This window comes from Macrococcus equi (assembly GCF_047426745.1).
In the GTDB taxonomy this organism is placed as follows: Bacteria; Bacillota; Bacilli; order Staphylococcales; family Staphylococcaceae; genus Macrococcoides; species Macrococcoides equi.
Map to the genome: position 1 here is coordinate 779,874 of NZ_CP179732.1, position 17,399 is coordinate 797,272.

The 17,399-nt window shown below is 33.2% G+C and carries 17 protein-coding genes; 6 read left to right on the forward strand and 11 right to left on the reverse strand.

What is annotated here, in order from left to right:
• Positions 1 to 56 precede the first annotated feature (56 nt).
• The 5 genes from ACMGE6_RS04120 to ACMGE6_RS04140 all read right to left on the reverse strand — a co-directional run bounded on the left by ACMGE6_RS04120 (position 57) and on the right by ACMGE6_RS04140 (position 4,173).
• Positions 57 to 404 carry a hypothetical protein gene (locus ACMGE6_RS04120; RefSeq protein WP_414054547.1) on the reverse strand — a complete coding sequence of 116 codons (348 nt, stop codon included), beginning with the start codon at positions 402 to 404 and terminating at the stop codon, positions 57 to 59.
• A 102-nt stretch (positions 405 to 506) separates the two neighbouring features.
• Positions 507 to 1,388, reverse strand: coding sequence for an SDR family oxidoreductase (locus ACMGE6_RS04125; protein ID WP_414045290.1), 882 nt, complete (start codon positions 1,386 to 1,388; stop codon positions 507 to 509).
• Between the two features lie 112 nt (positions 1,389 to 1,500).
• Positions 1,501 to 2,064: a helix-turn-helix domain-containing protein gene (locus ACMGE6_RS04130; protein WP_414045291.1), complete on the reverse strand. Its 564-nt coding sequence runs from the start codon at positions 2,062 to 2,064 to the stop codon at positions 1,501 to 1,503.
• Positions 2,065 to 2,191: 127 nt separating this feature from the next.
• Positions 2,192 to 2,848: a helix-turn-helix domain-containing protein gene (locus ACMGE6_RS04135; protein WP_414045292.1), complete on the reverse strand. Its 657-nt coding sequence runs from the start codon at positions 2,846 to 2,848 to the stop codon at positions 2,192 to 2,194.
• 131 nt (positions 2,849 to 2,979) lie between these two features.
• Complete coding sequence (locus ACMGE6_RS04140) at positions 2,980 to 4,173, reverse strand: NAD(P)/FAD-dependent oxidoreductase (RefSeq protein ID WP_414054548.1); 1,194 nt, start codon at positions 4,171 to 4,173, stop codon at positions 2,980 to 2,982.
• Positions 4,174 to 4,531: 358 nt separating this feature from the next.
• On the opposite strand from ACMGE6_RS04140, the gene ACMGE6_RS04145 reads away from it, so the two are divergent.
• From ACMGE6_RS04145 to ACMGE6_RS04165, 5 genes are all read left to right on the forward strand, one after another.
• Complete coding sequence (locus ACMGE6_RS04145) at positions 4,532 to 5,980, forward strand: YhgE/Pip family protein (RefSeq protein WP_414054549.1); 1,449 nt, start codon at positions 4,532 to 4,534, stop codon at positions 5,978 to 5,980.
• A gap of 548 nt (positions 5,981 to 6,528) precedes the next feature.
• The gene (locus ACMGE6_RS04150) at positions 6,529 to 7,059 is read left to right on the forward strand and encodes an accessory gene regulator B family protein (protein ID WP_414054550.1); all 531 of its coding nucleotides are present in this window, start codon (positions 6,529 to 6,531) and stop codon (positions 7,057 to 7,059) included.
• Positions 7,052 to 7,189 (forward strand): hypothetical protein, encoded by a 138-nt coding sequence (locus ACMGE6_RS04155; protein WP_414045296.1) that lies wholly within the window; start codon positions 7,052 to 7,054, stop codon positions 7,187 to 7,189. Before ACMGE6_RS04150 ends, ACMGE6_RS04155 begins: the two co-directional genes overlap by 8 nt.
• A complete protein-coding gene (locus ACMGE6_RS04160) occupies positions 7,189 to 8,505 on the forward strand; it encodes a sensor histidine kinase (protein ID WP_414054551.1) in 1,317 nt (438 codons plus the stop codon). Before ACMGE6_RS04155 ends, ACMGE6_RS04160 begins: the two co-directional genes overlap by 1 nt.
• A 1-nt stretch (position 8,506) precedes the next feature.
• On the forward strand, positions 8,507 to 9,229 hold the full coding sequence (locus tag ACMGE6_RS04165; RefSeq protein ID WP_414054552.1) for a LytR/AlgR family response regulator transcription factor: 723 nt from the start codon (positions 8,507 to 8,509) through the stop codon (positions 9,227 to 9,229).
• Positions 9,230 to 9,295: 66 nt separating this feature from the next.
• Here ACMGE6_RS04165 and ACMGE6_RS04170 read toward each other — a convergent pair whose 3' ends face one another.
• The 6 genes from ACMGE6_RS04170 to arcD all read right to left on the reverse strand — a co-directional run bounded on the left by ACMGE6_RS04170 (position 9,296) and on the right by arcD (position 14,866).
• On the reverse strand, positions 9,296 to 10,237 hold the full coding sequence (locus tag ACMGE6_RS04170) for an ABC transporter permease (protein ID WP_414054553.1): 942 nt from the start codon (positions 10,235 to 10,237) through the stop codon (positions 9,296 to 9,298).
• Complete coding sequence (locus tag ACMGE6_RS04175; RefSeq protein WP_414054554.1) at positions 10,230 to 11,150, reverse strand: ABC transporter ATP-binding protein; 921 nt, start codon at positions 11,148 to 11,150, stop codon at positions 10,230 to 10,232. The genes ACMGE6_RS04170 and ACMGE6_RS04175 overlap by 8 nt, the downstream gene beginning before the upstream one ends.
• Positions 11,151 to 11,250: 100 nt before the next feature.
• Positions 11,251 to 12,066, reverse strand: a complete 816-nt coding sequence (locus ACMGE6_RS04180) for a hypothetical protein (protein WP_414054555.1) — start codon at positions 12,064 to 12,066, stop codon at positions 11,251 to 11,253.
• A 30-nt stretch (positions 12,067 to 12,096) separates the two neighbouring features.
• Positions 12,097 to 12,846 carry a cytochrome c oxidase assembly protein gene (locus ACMGE6_RS04185; protein WP_414045302.1) on the reverse strand — a complete coding sequence of 250 codons (750 nt, stop codon included), beginning with the start codon at positions 12,844 to 12,846 and terminating at the stop codon, positions 12,097 to 12,099.
• Entirely contained in the window at positions 12,836 to 13,291 is a 456-nt protein-coding gene (locus ACMGE6_RS04190; protein WP_414045303.1) for a DUF2243 domain-containing protein, read from the reverse strand. The genes ACMGE6_RS04185 and ACMGE6_RS04190 overlap by 11 nt, the downstream gene beginning before the upstream one ends.
• Positions 13,292 to 13,447: 156 nt before the next feature.
• Positions 13,448 to 14,866 carry an arginine-ornithine antiporter gene (gene arcD / locus ACMGE6_RS04195; protein ID WP_414054556.1) on the reverse strand — a complete coding sequence of 473 codons (1,419 nt, stop codon included), beginning with the start codon at positions 14,864 to 14,866 and terminating at the stop codon, positions 13,448 to 13,450.
• A gap of 248 nt (positions 14,867 to 15,114) precedes the next feature.
• Here arcD and aryK point away from each other — a divergent pair, with 248 nt between their 5' ends.
• Positions 15,115 to 17,340, forward strand: coding sequence for a transcriptional regulator AryK (aryK, locus tag ACMGE6_RS04200; protein WP_414054557.1), 2,226 nt, complete (start codon positions 15,115 to 15,117; stop codon positions 17,338 to 17,340).
• Positions 17,341 to 17,399 lie beyond the last annotated feature (59 nt).

Below are 17,399 nucleotides of genomic sequence, written 5' to 3' on the forward strand. Positions count from 1 at the left end.
TGTTATTAAACATATTTTAACAAGTAAAATATTGGATTACAAAAATTAACTAACTATTATTTTGCGATATCCAGCTCTCGTTTAAGATTCTCTAATACATTTTTAGCAAACTGATTACCATAAAGCTCTACTTGACGATCAATCACTGACACTTTCACCTCATGTAAATCAGTGAGTTCATTTGTACCAGCGATACCATAAAGACTTGAAATAAATTCAAGCATATATGAAATTTTTTCACTATCACGTAAAGGGAGTAAATAATTGATTGCTTCATCAATTAAATCGTAAGCACCTTCAGCTGATAACTGCTTAATAATATTATAGAACTTCATGTTAACTGTATCGTAATCTAAATCTTCTCCCTTATTTACTGCAAATACTTCATCAAATTTTTCCTTCATATCTCTTCACTCCAAAATTTAATATTCTTCTTAAACATTATACCTTTTCTATTTTTATATATAATAAAAAAGCACCTAAATAGATGCTTTTTCGATAGCTTATTAATTGATTGGTGAACCACCTGTAACACCGTATACTTGCCCTGTAATATAACTCGCATTATCACTTGCAAGTAATACATACACATCTGCAAGTTCCACAGGTTGTCCTGCACGTTGCAGTGGTTCTTTTTGTCCGAATTCAGGTATTTTATCCTGATGTTGTCCACCACTAATCTGTAATGGTGTCCATACTGGACCTGGTGCCACACTATTTACACGAATACCTTTTGGTCCAAGTTGTGCTGCAAGTGACTTTGTCATAGAGATATTACAGCTCTTTGTCATTGCATAATCAACCAGTTGCAAGCTCGGTTTCACACCTTGAATAGAACTTGTGATAATAATGCTTGCGCCAGGTTGTAAATATTTTAGTGCCGATTGAATAGAAAAGACATTTGAGAAGACATTCACTTCAAATGTATCGCGTAATTGTTGCTCATCTAAATTCTCGATATCATATTCATATTGTTGCATTCCTGCATTTAAAACGAGAATATCTAAACCACCTAACGCTTCATGCGCATCTACTACAACATCTTTCGCAAACTGTTTGTCACGTAAATCACCAGGAAGCAATACACACTTCTGACCAGCTGCTTCAATCACTCGTTTAACTTCTTCAGCATCTGACTGCTCATCTGGATGATAGTTAATCGCTACATCCGCGCCTTCTTTACCATATGCAATCGCAGCAGCACGACCAATACCAGAGTCACCACCAGTGACAAGTGCCTTCTTTCCTTTCAACTTTTCTGCACCTTTATAACTCTCTTCACCACAATCAGGTACAGGTTTCATTTCACTTTGAATCCCCGGATACTCCTGAGGTTGTTTTTCAAATTTATCATTAAAATGTTTTGTTAATGGATTGTTGTTCATCATTGTACCTCCTAATAAAACTATTAGTATATATATACCCGAATATAGCTTTCTAATTCAAAAGATAAAATAATTAAATTTAAAAAAGAAGGCAACCCTATGATTGCCCTCTTTACTATTTGAATAAATTTAAGCTCGTTGTTGCTAAAAATATTGTTACGATAACAAAAGCTCCAACTATTACTATCATCTGGATAGTATCTTTTGGATTATTTATATTTTTAGGATTTCCTTGTGTCCCATCATCAAGAAATCTTACAATCTCTTCATAAGATTTGACGTTATGTTTGTCTTTTAATTTATCAATTTTCAAGGCATAATACAATCCGATAAACATTAAACCGAAAGTAACAAATAAACCTCCATCACCTAAATATTTTAATGCTGGCCCAATTGATATAGCTCCTAATACCATAAATACTAACATCAGCCACGAATAATGATGCATACTGCTCTTGTCAATTACATTCCTCATTTCAACTACATCTCCTTTAACAAGTTCGTCTAAAGAAACGTCGAATAGAATACTGAGTGCAATCAAATTATGTAAATCCGGATAACTTCGTTCGTTTTCCCAATTTGATATTGTCTGACTTGATACATAAATCTTATCTGCCAAATCTGATTGAGAAAAATCCATTCTTTTTCTATAATTTCTAATTTGACTACCAACATTCATATTCAACAGCTCCTTCTCATTCAACATAACTTTTCAGAGACATCTCCCGCAATCTAATATCTTTATAATACAATAAAATAAAGACTATAAAACGATTTATAGTCCTTATTTCCTGGGTAATTATAGTCTAATATTCTATTGGTTCATATTCTTTTGTCAAATTTTGACGATAAAGAGGTGGTATTGCCTCCCACTCAACGAAAGCTATCTTGTCTACATATAAGCCTTTATGGTGAACCATAGCATAATGTCTATTATCTGGCGCTTGACCACCTTCAAAAGTTAAAATTGATGTATCTCCAAATGGTGAATCTATAACCATCATATTTTTATATGGATCTGGAAATTGTGGCTTCTTCCTCTTTTCGTCAAATTGCTTTCCACCGTTATACGTAACTGTTTTTGGCAATGTTGTATATCCAATCTGATAGTCCATTAGTGGATTAATTCTATCAACCATTTCATTTTTATTTTGGTATACACTAAAAAATATAAACAACCCTATAATCGATAATCCCAAAAGAATTAAAAGATATTTATATATATTCTTAAATTTTAAATCTTTATCGATTTTCTTTATCATTTCTTCATCTCCTTTTAGAAAAGTATCTAGTGACAGATTAAATACCTCCGATAACGTTATGATCATTGAAACATCAGGATATGTTCTCCCTGTTTCCCAACTTGATATTGTTTTATCAGAAACATTCAAGATATCTCCCAACTCTTTTTGTGTTAATTTATTTGTGATTCTGTTTTCCTTGATTGCCTTGTTGATTTCCATATTAGATTGTCCTCCTCGAAATCATTATTACCTTTACTATACACTTATGCTACCTATCAAATGTAGAACCAATAAAAATAAGCACTCTACGATGTGTAGAATGCTTATTTGATAATATATTTTCTTATAAACTATCGTTTCAACTTAAATATTTCAGATAAAGGATTGTATTTACCATCTATCATATCTAGTAGCACCTTACTTCCGAATGCTGAGTAAACTGTTCCGTTTCCGCCATATCCATACAACCCATATACTTCTGCATCTTCTTCAATTCTTCCAATGAAAGGCTTGCCGTCTTTTGTTTCACCGAATCTTGCTCCATATGCATATTCAATTTCTAAATGAAGATCCGGATAAAGTTTATTAAATGATTTAATGAGCTTCATCCCTTGTTTTTGTATATGTTTTTCACTTGGAATTTTATCAGTTTTTTCATCTAGTCCACCAATCAACACTCTATTTCCCGGGACATGTCTAATATATAGATATGGTCTCGCTGATTCCCAGATCATTACTTTATCTTTCCAGAACTGTTGTTCTGAAATAGGTTGTGTCACAACTGCATAACTTGCAACAAATTCTTCACGATGAATATATTTTTTAGTTATTTTATTTTTAGCATATCCAGTTGTCATCACCAGTTTGTCTGCTGTCACTGTTTTATCTTTAAACTGACATTCAATAAGATTATCTTTAAGTTTATATTGAATCATTTCACTGTTTTCAAGCACATCCAGATGAAAGTGGTGGTGTGCATATTTCACAATTTCATTGACAAATACATACGGATTGATTTCTGCATCTTCATGCGTAATGAGTGCATTGTATTTATCGATACCATAGTCTTCCTTTAGCTGAATTTGATTAATATAATCGACCGGGAAATCAAATTGTTTTAATGCTTCATATTCTTTATTTATCACTTGTTTATCTCGTTTGGTAGATGCAATAAATAAACTGTCTCGCTGGATGAAACTTACGCGTGAATCGAGCTTTTTAGATAACTCTTCAATATCTTCCAATCCCTCTTTACTCGCTTTATAAAAGTGATAAGCTTCCAGTTCCCCAAAATCCTTAATACATTCATGCAATAATTTATCACTCATATACTGCATTAATCCTGTATTTGCCGCACTGCTGGCGCTCCCTATTTCTTGTTTATCTACAAGCAAGGTATTATATCCCGCTTCTGATAATCTATAAGCAGTAAGTGCACCACTCATACCGCCTCCAATTACAATAACTTCATAGTGCTTTTCTATCTCATCTTCATAACTTTTCTTATGATAAGTGTCTGGCCAATATAATTTTCCATTATGCATATCGCACCTCATTTTGAATTATTAGTTGTGTTGTTAATTAGTTAATTTGTTAGTTTTCTAGTTGAATGATTTTTAATTTTTGTGTTTTGTTTTACTGTATATACAAAGCAATTTTCCATCTAACCTTTTTCTTACTTTCTCTCAACCATACCCTGTTTATAAATGATGTAAGCGAATTTTTAATATCCAGAAATTATAGATGCATAATAATATCAAATCGAGGGGAAATGAGGGCATCTCATTCTTATTCTCTATAACTTGTAATGTAAAATTGCCTATAATATACTTATTAAGCATATCATTCACATACTAAAAATACTGCCTACATGCAAGCATTTACTATAAAGGAGGGGCTCATATGTTCAAAGATTTTCACGCCCTTGTGAAACATCCACTACTATTCTTATCACTTATCGTTATTTTATTTTTACCTATTATCTATAGTGCTGTTTTCATCTATTCAATGTGGGATCCCTATGGTCAGACACAAGATCTGCCAATCGCTATCGTAAATAATGACCAAGGTGCAAAGATTCAGGATAAAGAAGAGAACCTTGGTGAGAGGGTTATTAAGAAACTTAAGAAAAACAATGATTTTAAATGGGAGTTTATCGATTCAAAAAAAGCAGTAAAAGGGATTGAAAAAGGTGAATATTTCGCTGTGATTGAGTTCCCGAAAGAATTTTCAAAAGATGCTTCAACGATGCTTAATCCCCACCCAAATCAAATGGAAATGCACGTAAAGACAAATCCAGGTTATAGTTATTCAGGACAAAGTATCGGAGATAAAAGTATTCAGGCTGTTAGAGATAATATTTCGTTATCACTACGTGAAATTTATTTAAAGAAAATCTTTGGTTCTCTCAAGGATATGCGTGGCCACTCTCAAACGCTATCTAAAAACCTAAAAAAAATGCAACAGGCAGATGTTAGACTAGCAAATGGTTCTAATCAAGTTGATGATGGACTGGCAAAAACGCAGGCAGCCTTACCTCCACTCCAAACGCCAGAATTCTCTCGATTGATTGCTGGTTCTAATCAAATCACTGATGGATTAAATGAACTTGCAGGGAATACAGATAAGATTACTAAAGCTATCGATAAATCACTTAAGCAGACAGACGACCTATTTTTCAATCAGGATAATGCCATCGCTATTAGTGATCCTGTTCAAACAGTTGAACATAATGTGACAGAGGTTAAAAACTACGGACAAAGCTTTGCGCCTTATGTCTTAAGTTTAAGTTTATATGTTGGGGCTATTGCTTTTGTGACGATTTATCCTGTTGATAAAAGGGTTGGCGATTCAAAAAGTGCGGTGAACTGGTGGTTAAATAAACTTGCTTTAATGCTAATGCACGGATTATTGCAAGGTATTCTATTATCATTATTCACACAATACGTCATAGACATCGATATAGCGAATCGTGGTTACTTTACGTTAACTTTAGTAGCATGGTCTATTGCAGCTGTGTTAATCGTGTCTTGTTTAGTTGCTGCATTCGGTAATATCGGTAAATTCCTAGCGATTATTTTATTGATTCTTCAACTAGGTTCAAGTGAAGGTACATTTCCGATTCAGTTAACGAATAAATTCTTCCAGAGTATCCACCCGTATTCACCAATGACTTATGTGATTAAAGCACTTAGAGAATCAATCTTTGACTTTGAAGGTAGCGTTCCTGTCAATGAAGCTATCACAATCATCGGTGTCATCGGTTTAATTTTTGGTGTATTACTATACTTTGCCTATCTCGGTCGATTAAACATTAAAAATATCCGACTGAATACACGCGATTTAGATTAATTAATTGATGATAACCACATAACTTATGCATGCAATATAAAAAGCGAAAGACTCTTAAATCTTTCGCTTTTTATATATGTAATAGAATGATGTGTAAAAATGTCGAAGAAAAATATAAAATTATAAAATATAGTATAAAGAAATTATGCTGCGAATTTAGTGATTGTTTCAGCGATTAAAGTGATGAATTTAACAACTGTATCTACGATATCTGCTACCATGATAAATTCTCCTTTCACATCAAATTTTTTAAAGACTTAAGATTATTGGAACTTAGCAACTGTGTCAACGATGAACGTGATAACTTTGATAATGCTTTGTACGATATCAAGAATCATGATGGTTCCTCCTTCATTAATTAGCTTAGTTATATTATATGTGGCCTCATCATTTTAGAGTGCGTTTATGCCAAAAATGATAAATTTGGTTCTTAAATGTCATTTTTGAAGTTTTTTTGATACATTTAGGAATAAAAATCGCACAAATTCGAATAATTGAATATGTGTATTCCAATAAAATCTTAAAATACTTATAAGGAGATGAAATGAATGAGTAGATCTGCACACGGAGGATTATCTGAAATTGAACGCTTAAAATTCAAACGTGGCCTGCAGGTCATTGGTAAGAACTTATTGATTTCATTTACGATATATTTCACGAGTTTTTGTCTCAATATATTATTACAAGTTTTTGTAATACATTTTTGTTACTTTATCATTCGCTATTTCAGCTTTGGTGCACATCTTAAAAACTTTTATCTATGTATCATTCAAAGCTTGATAACATTTGTCTTTATACCATATTGTATAATACACTATGCCCAAGACATCCATCTTACCGGGTTTGGGATAGGTGCTGCGATTCTTATTATCATCCTCGGTCCTCAGCCAACGAAAGCCCAACCGATTCATGATTATATGCTAAAATCATTACATATCAAAACAGTAATTACGGTGCTCGTATTGCTATGTATGGTCTTTATTTTACCGGCACAATATGGAACGCTTATATATTATGGTATAATTACACAAAGCATTACACTCATCATTACTTACATAGGGAGGAAACGTCATGCATAACTTTATTCAATCTATCATCGACTTCATTATTTTTATTGGAGATAAAAGTATCGTTAGAAGCTGTTATTTTTATTTCAATGAAGATGAATTAGACAACAGACTATTTGAAGACAAAAGAATGGCTGAGTAATGACTGATTTTACAGCATTAGAATCTACTTTTTTCATTATTTTTCAAAGTATTTGTTTTAGTATCGCAGTTTCATTGATTGGTAACTTTAAATATAAAAAGCAGGACATTATCAAATTAATCGCTTTATTTTTCATTCCTGCTGTTATCTTATTTTTCATCTTTAAAAGTTTAGCAATCATCTATTTTATAGTGTTCTATACTTTCTTTCATCGTCATCAATCATGGATATTTAACGGCCTGGTTGTACTTGTAACTATTCTGATAGCAGTAATTAGTGACCATGTTTCGGCATTGGTCACTATCTCTTTTTTCGGAGAACGTTTTTTCTATAACGATGATTACCTTTTATACTTCATCATATTTTTATGTCTGATGATTTTATTGCCACTATTAATCAGAAAACTTTTTGACTATATTAAAGATTTTCAGATTCTATATAGTGACAAGAAGTTTATTAATATGCTGGTTATTTATTTGTCGGTTTCTATATTTTTGATTTATATCACGACGCCTAACCATGCACTTACTAAACATGAATATATCAGGTATGTCACTGTTTACGTCGCCTATTTTATCATTAGTTTTATCATGGTTATTTTACTCGCACGCTCACTTTATCAGAAGCTGCTGCTCAATATTAAAAATAAAGAGAATAGCGATTACTATAAGTATACGAAAGAGCTTGAACAGACTAATACAGCAATGCGCAAATTCAAGCATGATTATGTTAATATATTAACAACGATGTCCGGATATATATATGAAGATGATATGGCAGGGTTAAAGAAATATTTCGACCAGTATATCGTCCCATTAAAGGAAAATATCGATTATCAGCAATATCAATTATTCGGAATGGATAAAGTTAATGTCGTCCCGTTAAAAGGTTTACTGACGTCTAAGATTATTGCTACACAGGAATCAAATATTCATTTAATTATAGATGTTTCAGATGAAATATACGAAACAGATATTCAAATAGATATCATTGATTACTGTAGAATGATTGGCATCGTGTGGGATAATGCGATAGAAGCGTCAGAAGAGGTTGAAAAGAATGAGATACAAGCTGCTTTAATGAAGACAAAAGAAAGTTTAATCTTTGTGATTTCTAATACATGTAATGCTTCTATGCCGTCGATTGCAGAATTATATCAGACAAACTACTCAACGAAGAGTAATCAACGTGGTCTGGGACTCTCTAATCTGAACGAAATCTCTAATAAGTATTCAAATGTATTTCTCGACACCTCTATCCAATCTAATAACTTCATCCAGAAAATTGAAATACTATTTAACTATGAGGAGCCGTAAAATGAATATTTATATTTGTGAAGATTCTGTTGAGCAACTTAATCATGTAAAGAAGGTCATCGCGAATCATATTATGATTGAGCAACTGGATATGACTTTAGCGCTTGCTACTAATGATCCATATGAGTTACTTGAGAAAGTGAATGCTTCAAATGATATCGGTATCTATTTTCTGGATATTGACTTATCATCAGATATTAACGGCGTTCAACTTGCTCAAAAAATTAGAGATGTAGACGCATTAGGACATATCATCTTTATTACAAGCCATAGTGAGTTAACCTATCTAACGTTTAAATATAAAGTCTCTGCTTTAGACTTTATCATTAAAGATGATGTAACTTCACTCGATCATAGTATCCGTGAGTGTATTGATGTATGTCAGAAACGACTTAGTGCAATCATAGAACGCGATAAAGTAGATAAACTGGAAGTTAAATCAGGTAGCCAGAAACTATTTATTAACTATGATGATATTATTTTCTTTGAATCTTCACCTAATCCTCACCGCATTATTCTGCATTTAGTGAATCGCAGATTAGAATTTTACGGTAATCTAAAAGAATATGATGATCTTGATGAACGTTTCTTCCGTTGCCATCAATCTTATATCGTCAATGTCGATTACATCCAGTCTATCGACAAGAAAAATCGATTAATTCATTTCACAAATGGAGAATCATGCTATATCTCCTCTCGTAAAATTAATAAGCTACCAAAATAAAGAAAGATTATATTCCAATATTAAAAAATCAGAGACTGACTTTAATTGTCAGTCTCTGATTTTTTTCTAGTTTATATCTCGCTTTACAAAAGCTATCCAGGCTAGTAATAGAAATATTGCTAAATAAATCACTGTAACCGTTAGTGAAAATGAGAATGTCATATCGTCTCTAAATGGTCCGATAAAATGAAAGTAACGTGACATATCAGAGTTTGTGAACAATAAGTATTTTGACCATTTGTACTGTGTAATAAATGCTGAGACAGTTGAACCTAAGAACATAATAAACATACTTAACCCAATTGCTAAGCCGCTATTGCGTAATATACTTGAAATCATGAAGCCGAATGTGCCAAGTGTTATAACGTGAAGTAGCTTTAATCCGTATATAAGCCCGATTTCACTCATTAATGAGTTACTCGAAAACTTATCTGGACGTTCAAATAATAATTCCGGATTAATGCTTGTTGTACCAAAGAATATCAAGCCTACGATATAAGTCATCAAGACAAGTATGAACATCATCACCAGGCTGAAAATAATCATCGCTACATATTTAGAGGCTAATATCACCGTACGTGAAACTGGCCTGATTAACAATTGCTTAATCGTACCATAAGTAAACTCATTGGCGATACTTCCACCTGCAACAACTATCGTAATTAAACTAATGAGTGCTGTTAGGAATGCATTATCAATGACAAAGTCTCCTGCCTGATAATGATGAGGTTTAATATTATGTTTCAAATAATAATTATTCTTTTCGATAGAGCGCTTAATTGTAGCAGGATTAGATTTTTTATCCTTCGCTAACTTCTGATTTTGTTTTACCAGCTGCTCTTTCCAATGCTTATTATAAGTTGTTTTTGTATCAATCACCTTACTCGATTCTGTAAGCATGGCAACACCCACTAAAGATACCAGCATTACAAGAACAATAGACCAGATCATTTTTTTGGCAAATATTTTCATCAATTCGTTACTAACTAAATGATAAAACTTAAGCATTTACTTCACCACCAATCATCTCAAAGAAACGTGACTCAAGATTCACTTTTTCTCTGTAGAATGCATGCATTGAAATGTTCGCCTTTGATAACTGATGAATCATCTCAGGCACCTGATTTTCTTCTATATCCATATGAATTTCCTGATGATTGATTGTCATTTGCTTAACGTACGTCAGTTCAGAAAGAACAGATGTTGCTGCTTCAATCTGTTCAACTTTTAAGATGAACTTATGCTGACCCATCTCTGAAATATCATTTAAATCCTGAATTGTGACAAGTTGTCCATCTTTAATCACACAAATTCGATCACACATCATCTCAATTTCACTGAGTAAGTGAGATGAAACGATGACTGCTACACCTTCTTTTTCAGCTAAATTTCTAATATAATGTCTTATCTCTTTAATACCAGCAGGATCTAGTCCATTTGTTGGTTCATCCAGAATAAGTACAGAAGGTCTATGTAATATTGAAACTGCTATCCCGAGACGCTGTCTCATACCTAAAGAATACCGCTTCACTTTCATATGTATTGCATCCGTCAATCCAACAAGTTCGACCACTTCATGGATACGTTCTTTCGAGATATTGTCATTCATTTTTGCGAAGTGGACTAAATTATCATAGCCAGATAAGAAGGGATATAATTCAGGATTTTCAACAATTGCACCGACTTCTTTAATCACTTTTTTGAAATCTTTACTGATGTCATATCCCTTGATAAAAATTGATCCACTTGAAACTTTATTAAGACCCACAATCATTCTAATCGTCGACGTCTTTCCTGCACCGTTGGGGCCTAGGAACCCAAAGACTTCTCCAGCATTTACCGAAAAACTTAAGTCTTTAATAATATGCGCTTTTCCTTTATATTTATTAACACTTTCCAGTCTCAATACTTCTTTGGACATAAAAATCCCTCACTATACAATGTGTTTATTAACAGTATGTCAAAAAACATTGTAAGCAAGGGATAATACTTCATATTCGTTATTAAATTATGCCTATTCGTTAAATCTTATCTAATGATACGACATCATCATGTACCATACCTTCACCTAATCTATGTGCATTAGACACTTCATACAACGCAGCTCTCAGATGAATAATTTCATCGTCTTCCAGAACTTTTAGGTTGTTTCCTACTTCAAGTACATTAAACATTTCATGCTGCTCAGTAGTCTCTGATTTCAATTGTATGTTTCCTATCTCAACGCGTTGATAATCACAGGGAATCTCAGCAATTGAATGTGGTGATGCATGCACTTCAGCAAATAATATCACTTGATTTCCTTTAAGTTCCGCCTGAAATCTGATATATTGATTTTCATTTGATTTAAAATAATGAAGATTATAGAACACTCTATCTTTAAAAGTTGTTTTAATCGGTTGATTCACAATAAATTGTTTCAGGTGACGATGAAACTGCTCTATTTTCAGCATGTGCCTCATTAAATTTAGCTTTACTTTCCAGTCTGTCTCATCATGAATCGCATTACTATATTGCGCAAGCTTAACGATAGAATCAGCCTTTGTCCACGGAAAATACGGAAAAGAAACCATTACGATGTCAACCGGTGTCGTTCCTTTAAAGTGAATCGCTAATCCCTTTAATGGAACGAGTCGTGTGTAATGCTTTCTATCCGTTAAAGCATCCGAAAGACGTACAATTGCTTCGGTTGATTCTCCAAGCAACTTTTTACCCAGTTCATTCAGTTGTACTTCACCCTGATAATTAAACCCTTTAGTATGCGCACGTTTACCGCCTTTAGAAACATTTGCCAGTCGCTCAATCGTATGAATAATAAAGTGTGCTTTTTCTTTCATGACAACATCTCCCATGTTTATTAATTTATATTAATAATTTTGATTAACATTCATATCTATTTTTTTATTTGGACGTGTTGAATAATACCATTGGTAACACATTAAAAATATAACAATTAATTCTATGACATCTCCACCGTAATACATTATTATTGCACCGTTTTCAGCCTCAACTTTTTCTACACCTGCTGGTGGATAAGGATAAAATGATTTACTCAATATTTGATGTAATGCAACAGAAATAATCATAACAATTGAACGATATTTAAAAGTATAAGGATGCGCTGTTGGTTCGTTCTGCAAAATAACTGAAGTAAATAAATATCCTGCCGCAAACACATGGAAATGTACTAAATAAAACACCACCAAAGACTCGTGCATCATCATAAATAACGAACTTCTATACAATAACCACAATCCACCAGTATTTAGTATCAATGCTGAAAGAGGATGGGTAATTAGTTTTATATAACCACTTTTTAATAACTTCGTAACTTTTCTGGCATGATGAACATTTAAACTATTCAGTAATAAAGTTATAGGCTTAGAAAGTGCCATAAGTAGTGGAGCAGCCATCCCAAGAATTAAATGACCATACATATGCATATCAAATTGATGGTGAAAAATCGGAAAAATGATGACTGAACTCGCTAATATAATGCCTAAACACCAAAAAAAAGTTCTATATATAGGCCATTGTTTATTCTGAAACACAAAAATAATATAGATAGTGATTAAAGTCAGCGCAATTATAATCATAAAATTCATATTATGATGCATAGCGTTTCATCTTTCTATTACGTGAAAGAAAGTAACCAAATATAATCATTAAACTCCCCGTAATCAGCCAGATAATATCATATGTAATGACGTTATCGACGTATCTAATTTCATGCATCTTTAATACTTTATGATTGATGATACCATCATATACTTGAAAAGATCCCATTCCCATTAATAATCTACCTATCCAGTATTGCCAGTCCATAGCATAATGACGTCTGGAATCGGCCAGTAAAAACAGTCCAAAAATTATAAAGAAACCACACATAGCATTCAGTAATCCATCCGAAAGTAAACCTATTTCTTTTGTTCTTTGATCATAGAAATGATGCCATTGTAAGAACTGATGAAATACAATTTCATCAATGAAACCAGCAAGGCCTATTCCTGCAATATATCCAGACCATCGATGCATTTTTTCACTTTTGTTACTGTCTTTCATCATTATCTCCCCTTCCATCTTTATAATTATGATACCCAAATATTGAATGTTTAACTTTTTATAAACAATATATTTGAAATATTCATATTAAATGCATTCATAATAAAAACTTCTTAATCTCATTTTTAGAGTTAAGAAGTTTTTATTATCTTATATTTAAAAGCTCGTCACTCTACCTGTAGCAATGAAAAATACGCCAATCATTGCAAATACTGTCAGTCCGGCAAAGATCATTTTGTCGATATTTGTAACAGGTCTATGATGCGTCTTCTGAACACGTCGATAAACAAATATACCCGGGAAGAACAACATCATTGTAAGTAATAAATATTCAACACCTGCTGCAAAAATTAACCACACACTATAGATAGATGCAATTGCACCGATGATTATTTGAGTAGATGATAACTTATGCTGCAAGCTATATTTTAGCTGATAGAATGAACTGAAAGCATAAGGAATTAATACCGCTGACGATGATAAACTAAATGCAAATTTATATGCTTTATCTGTAAACAGTAATGAGATGAAAAATGCCTGTACAATTAAAAATGTAATTAACATTGAATTAACTGGTGCATTATTCTTATTATCTCTACCAAACCATTCAGGGAAGATATCATCTTTTGCGGCTAAATTCGGTACTTCAGCTGCAAGTAATGACCATCCTAGCCATGCACCCATAACAGAAATCATTAAACCGATATTGATAAAGTGTGCACCCCATTTACCAACAATATGTTCCATTACAGCAGCCATCGACGGATTACTTAATTCATCAATTTTATTTTGGATGATTACACCTTGAGCAAGTAAAGTGATCAATATATAAATAATCAATACACTCACTAAACCAATAATCGTTGCTTTACCTACATCGCTACGGTTCTTCGCTCTACTCGAGAATACTACCGCACCTTCAACGCCTAAAAATGCCCATACCGTAACAATCATCGTACTTTTCACTTGTGCCATCGTATCGAAGAAATTAAATGACTTTTGACCATGCTCAGTCATGCCGTAAAAACCGGTCATGAACGTATCAAAATTAAATACGACAATCATCGTCACGATAAATACGAAAATCGGAATCAGTTTTGCCACTGTCGCAACCATATTCACTAAAGCTGCATTCTTCACACCACGTGAAATTAACACAAATACACTCCACAATAAAATTGAAGCAAGGATAATACTTGGAACATTATGTCCCCCTTTAAACATCGGTATAAAGTGTCCAAGTGCTGTCATTAATAATGTTCCGTATGCAACGTTACCAAGCAGTGTACTAAACCAGTATCCCCATGCTGAATTAAATCCCATGTAATCCCCAAATCCAGCCTTTGCATAACTATAAATACCACCATCTAAATCAGGTCTTACTCGCGTTAAATTCTGTAAGCTTAACCCTAAAGTAATCATACCAATTCCAGTGATTATCCAGCCGATAATAATTGAAAGACCACCTGACTTAGCCCCCATATCAGCGATTAAGTTAAAAGCACCGCCACCTATCATTGAACCTACTACCATTGCAACTAGTGCAAATAAACTTAATTTTTTATCTTTACCCACGCTTTTTCACTCCGCTTTAATAATTTATTTTACTTTACCCATTTAAATGCCTAATATTTATAATAGTCAAAAAATAATCTGATAACAAGCTATTTTTAAAACGCTTACAAAATAAATTTTAAAACCTTTTATGCGTTGACTAAATAATGAGATATTTTTATGCAAACCATATTATAATCATCAATGATTACTTCCAGATATGATAAACACATTTTGTTATAATAATCTAAAAAAGAATGAGTGATGATATGAAACACTATCAAATATTATTTAATCAGCAATCAGAAAATACTGTCCATAAAGTAAAGGGCCTCTCTTTCCTTTTTGTGTTAAGCGGTCAATTAGAATGTAGTGTAAATAAAGAGCTTCATAACTTATATGCTGGCGATGTTTTATTGTTAAATCACGGTGATACGTTAGTACTCAGTAATTATAATGGTTACTATATGCAGTTCAACATCCATCAACAGTTATTGGATCAGGTCATTGATGATGAAACTGCGTTCAACCTTCAATCAAAACATAATATACTACCAATGATCAAAAATGCGTTAGCTAAAATAGGCATCGTCTATCTGCGTAAAAGTAAATATTATAAATTATTCATCGAGCAGCAAACAATGGCTCTGCTTATGCTGCTTATGAAAAATGTACCATTACGTCACCAGGAGAAAAATACTCATCGTGATAATGATACACGTCTCGAACGTGTATGCCGCTTCATCGAAACACATTATGACCAACCAATCACTTTACAGGACATGGCCGATTACGTTCATCTATCACCAGCGTATTTATCCAAATTATTCACCCGAAAGATGAACACCGGATTTAATCAATACGTAAACGATATCCGCCTGGAACACGTCATGCTGGATTTAATCCACTCAGACGACACAATGATCGAAATTGCTTTGCAAAATGGCTTTACAAGTTCTGCTCTATTATCTAGAACGTTCAAAAAAGTGATAGGAATGTCTCCAAGTGAATATCGCAAACAGCACCAAAAACAAGTCTCCAATACAGAAGAGCTTAAGATTTCAGAGCGTGAACTTATCATCCGCCTCTCGCCTTATGTGATTAATGATAATCTTCAGCTGATGCAAACACCTGAAATCGGTCGTAATATTGATATTACGTTTTCTGAAGAAGAAGAAACTATTCAACAGTATCATCACGTCATACAAATCGGTGACATGGATGCATTACTCATCGAACAAGTCCAGCAGCAACTCATTACCTGTAATCATGAGATCGGTATGACGCATGTATTAGTAAGAGACCCTATCGAAAGCCCTCACTTAATATCAGAGGAAGTAAAAACAGATGAACGCATCGCAAATTTTCAAAGATTTAATAAGATTGATGCCGCACTTGATTTCCTGAATAAACACCAATTAGGATTAATTATTACAATCCATCCAGTGATGAATGAAGCATCCTATATGTCACAATTAGCGGAGTTCTTTAAACACGTTACGATGCGTATGGATGCGGAGAAAGATATTGATATCAAACTGTATATTAAGTATTTAAACTTCGAATATTATAAACGCATTATAGAATTAGTAACCAAATACCTACCTAATATCAAAGTATTGATTCATGTAGATACGGAAGCTCCTGGCGATGCGATTAAGATCATTCATTATGATCAATATATTGAACAAGTCGTATTTAACGCGAACCAAAATGATATTATTAATTTTGAAACGACAGATGACGGTGTATTTGAACATGCGAAACATCATATTGTAGATAAAACAGAAAAAGTACTACAGTTCTTACATTCAAATCATATCAACAAGCCACTCCTTCTACTCAACTGGAATACTTTAACTGGCGATACCCATTTAACGAATGGCGAATATTTTAGGGGCGGCATTATATTCGAACAGTTTTTACAGCTGAACAAGATGATTGGCACAATTGGCTACTGGCTAAATTATGATCTGCATATGCAGCATGCAGCAACTGAAAAGGAGTATATGAATAGTATAGAACTATTTCATCAATACAACGGTAAGCGACCGGCCTACTTTACAAGTCACCTTTTCAGAAAACTCTTATCAAACGTCATGTTTAATACACAGAATTGTATTGTCGTTGGCAATCCGCATCATTTTCAGATCATTGTATACGATGCTGAACACTTCAATCCCTATCTCACCCTTAATACGACATTGCCATTTCTCGAAAACAAAGAAGTAACATTGAATGTGCATGATGTCATACCAGGAACATATCGAATCAAGCACTATACACTTGATAAAGAGCATGGTGCACTCTATCAAGTCTGGCAGTCATATAACACTCAAAGCGGTATAGATGCTGAATCAATAGAATATATTAATCGTGTGTCATATCCTAAACTACGCGTTAGCGATCAGACGGTACAAGACACACTCGTTTATAATCTTAACCTGTTAACAAACGCTATACATTTAATAGATATAAAACGATATATCGAATAGGACAAAAATAGTTTATCTATTTTTGTCCTATTATATTTTTACTCACTAAAATAACGTCA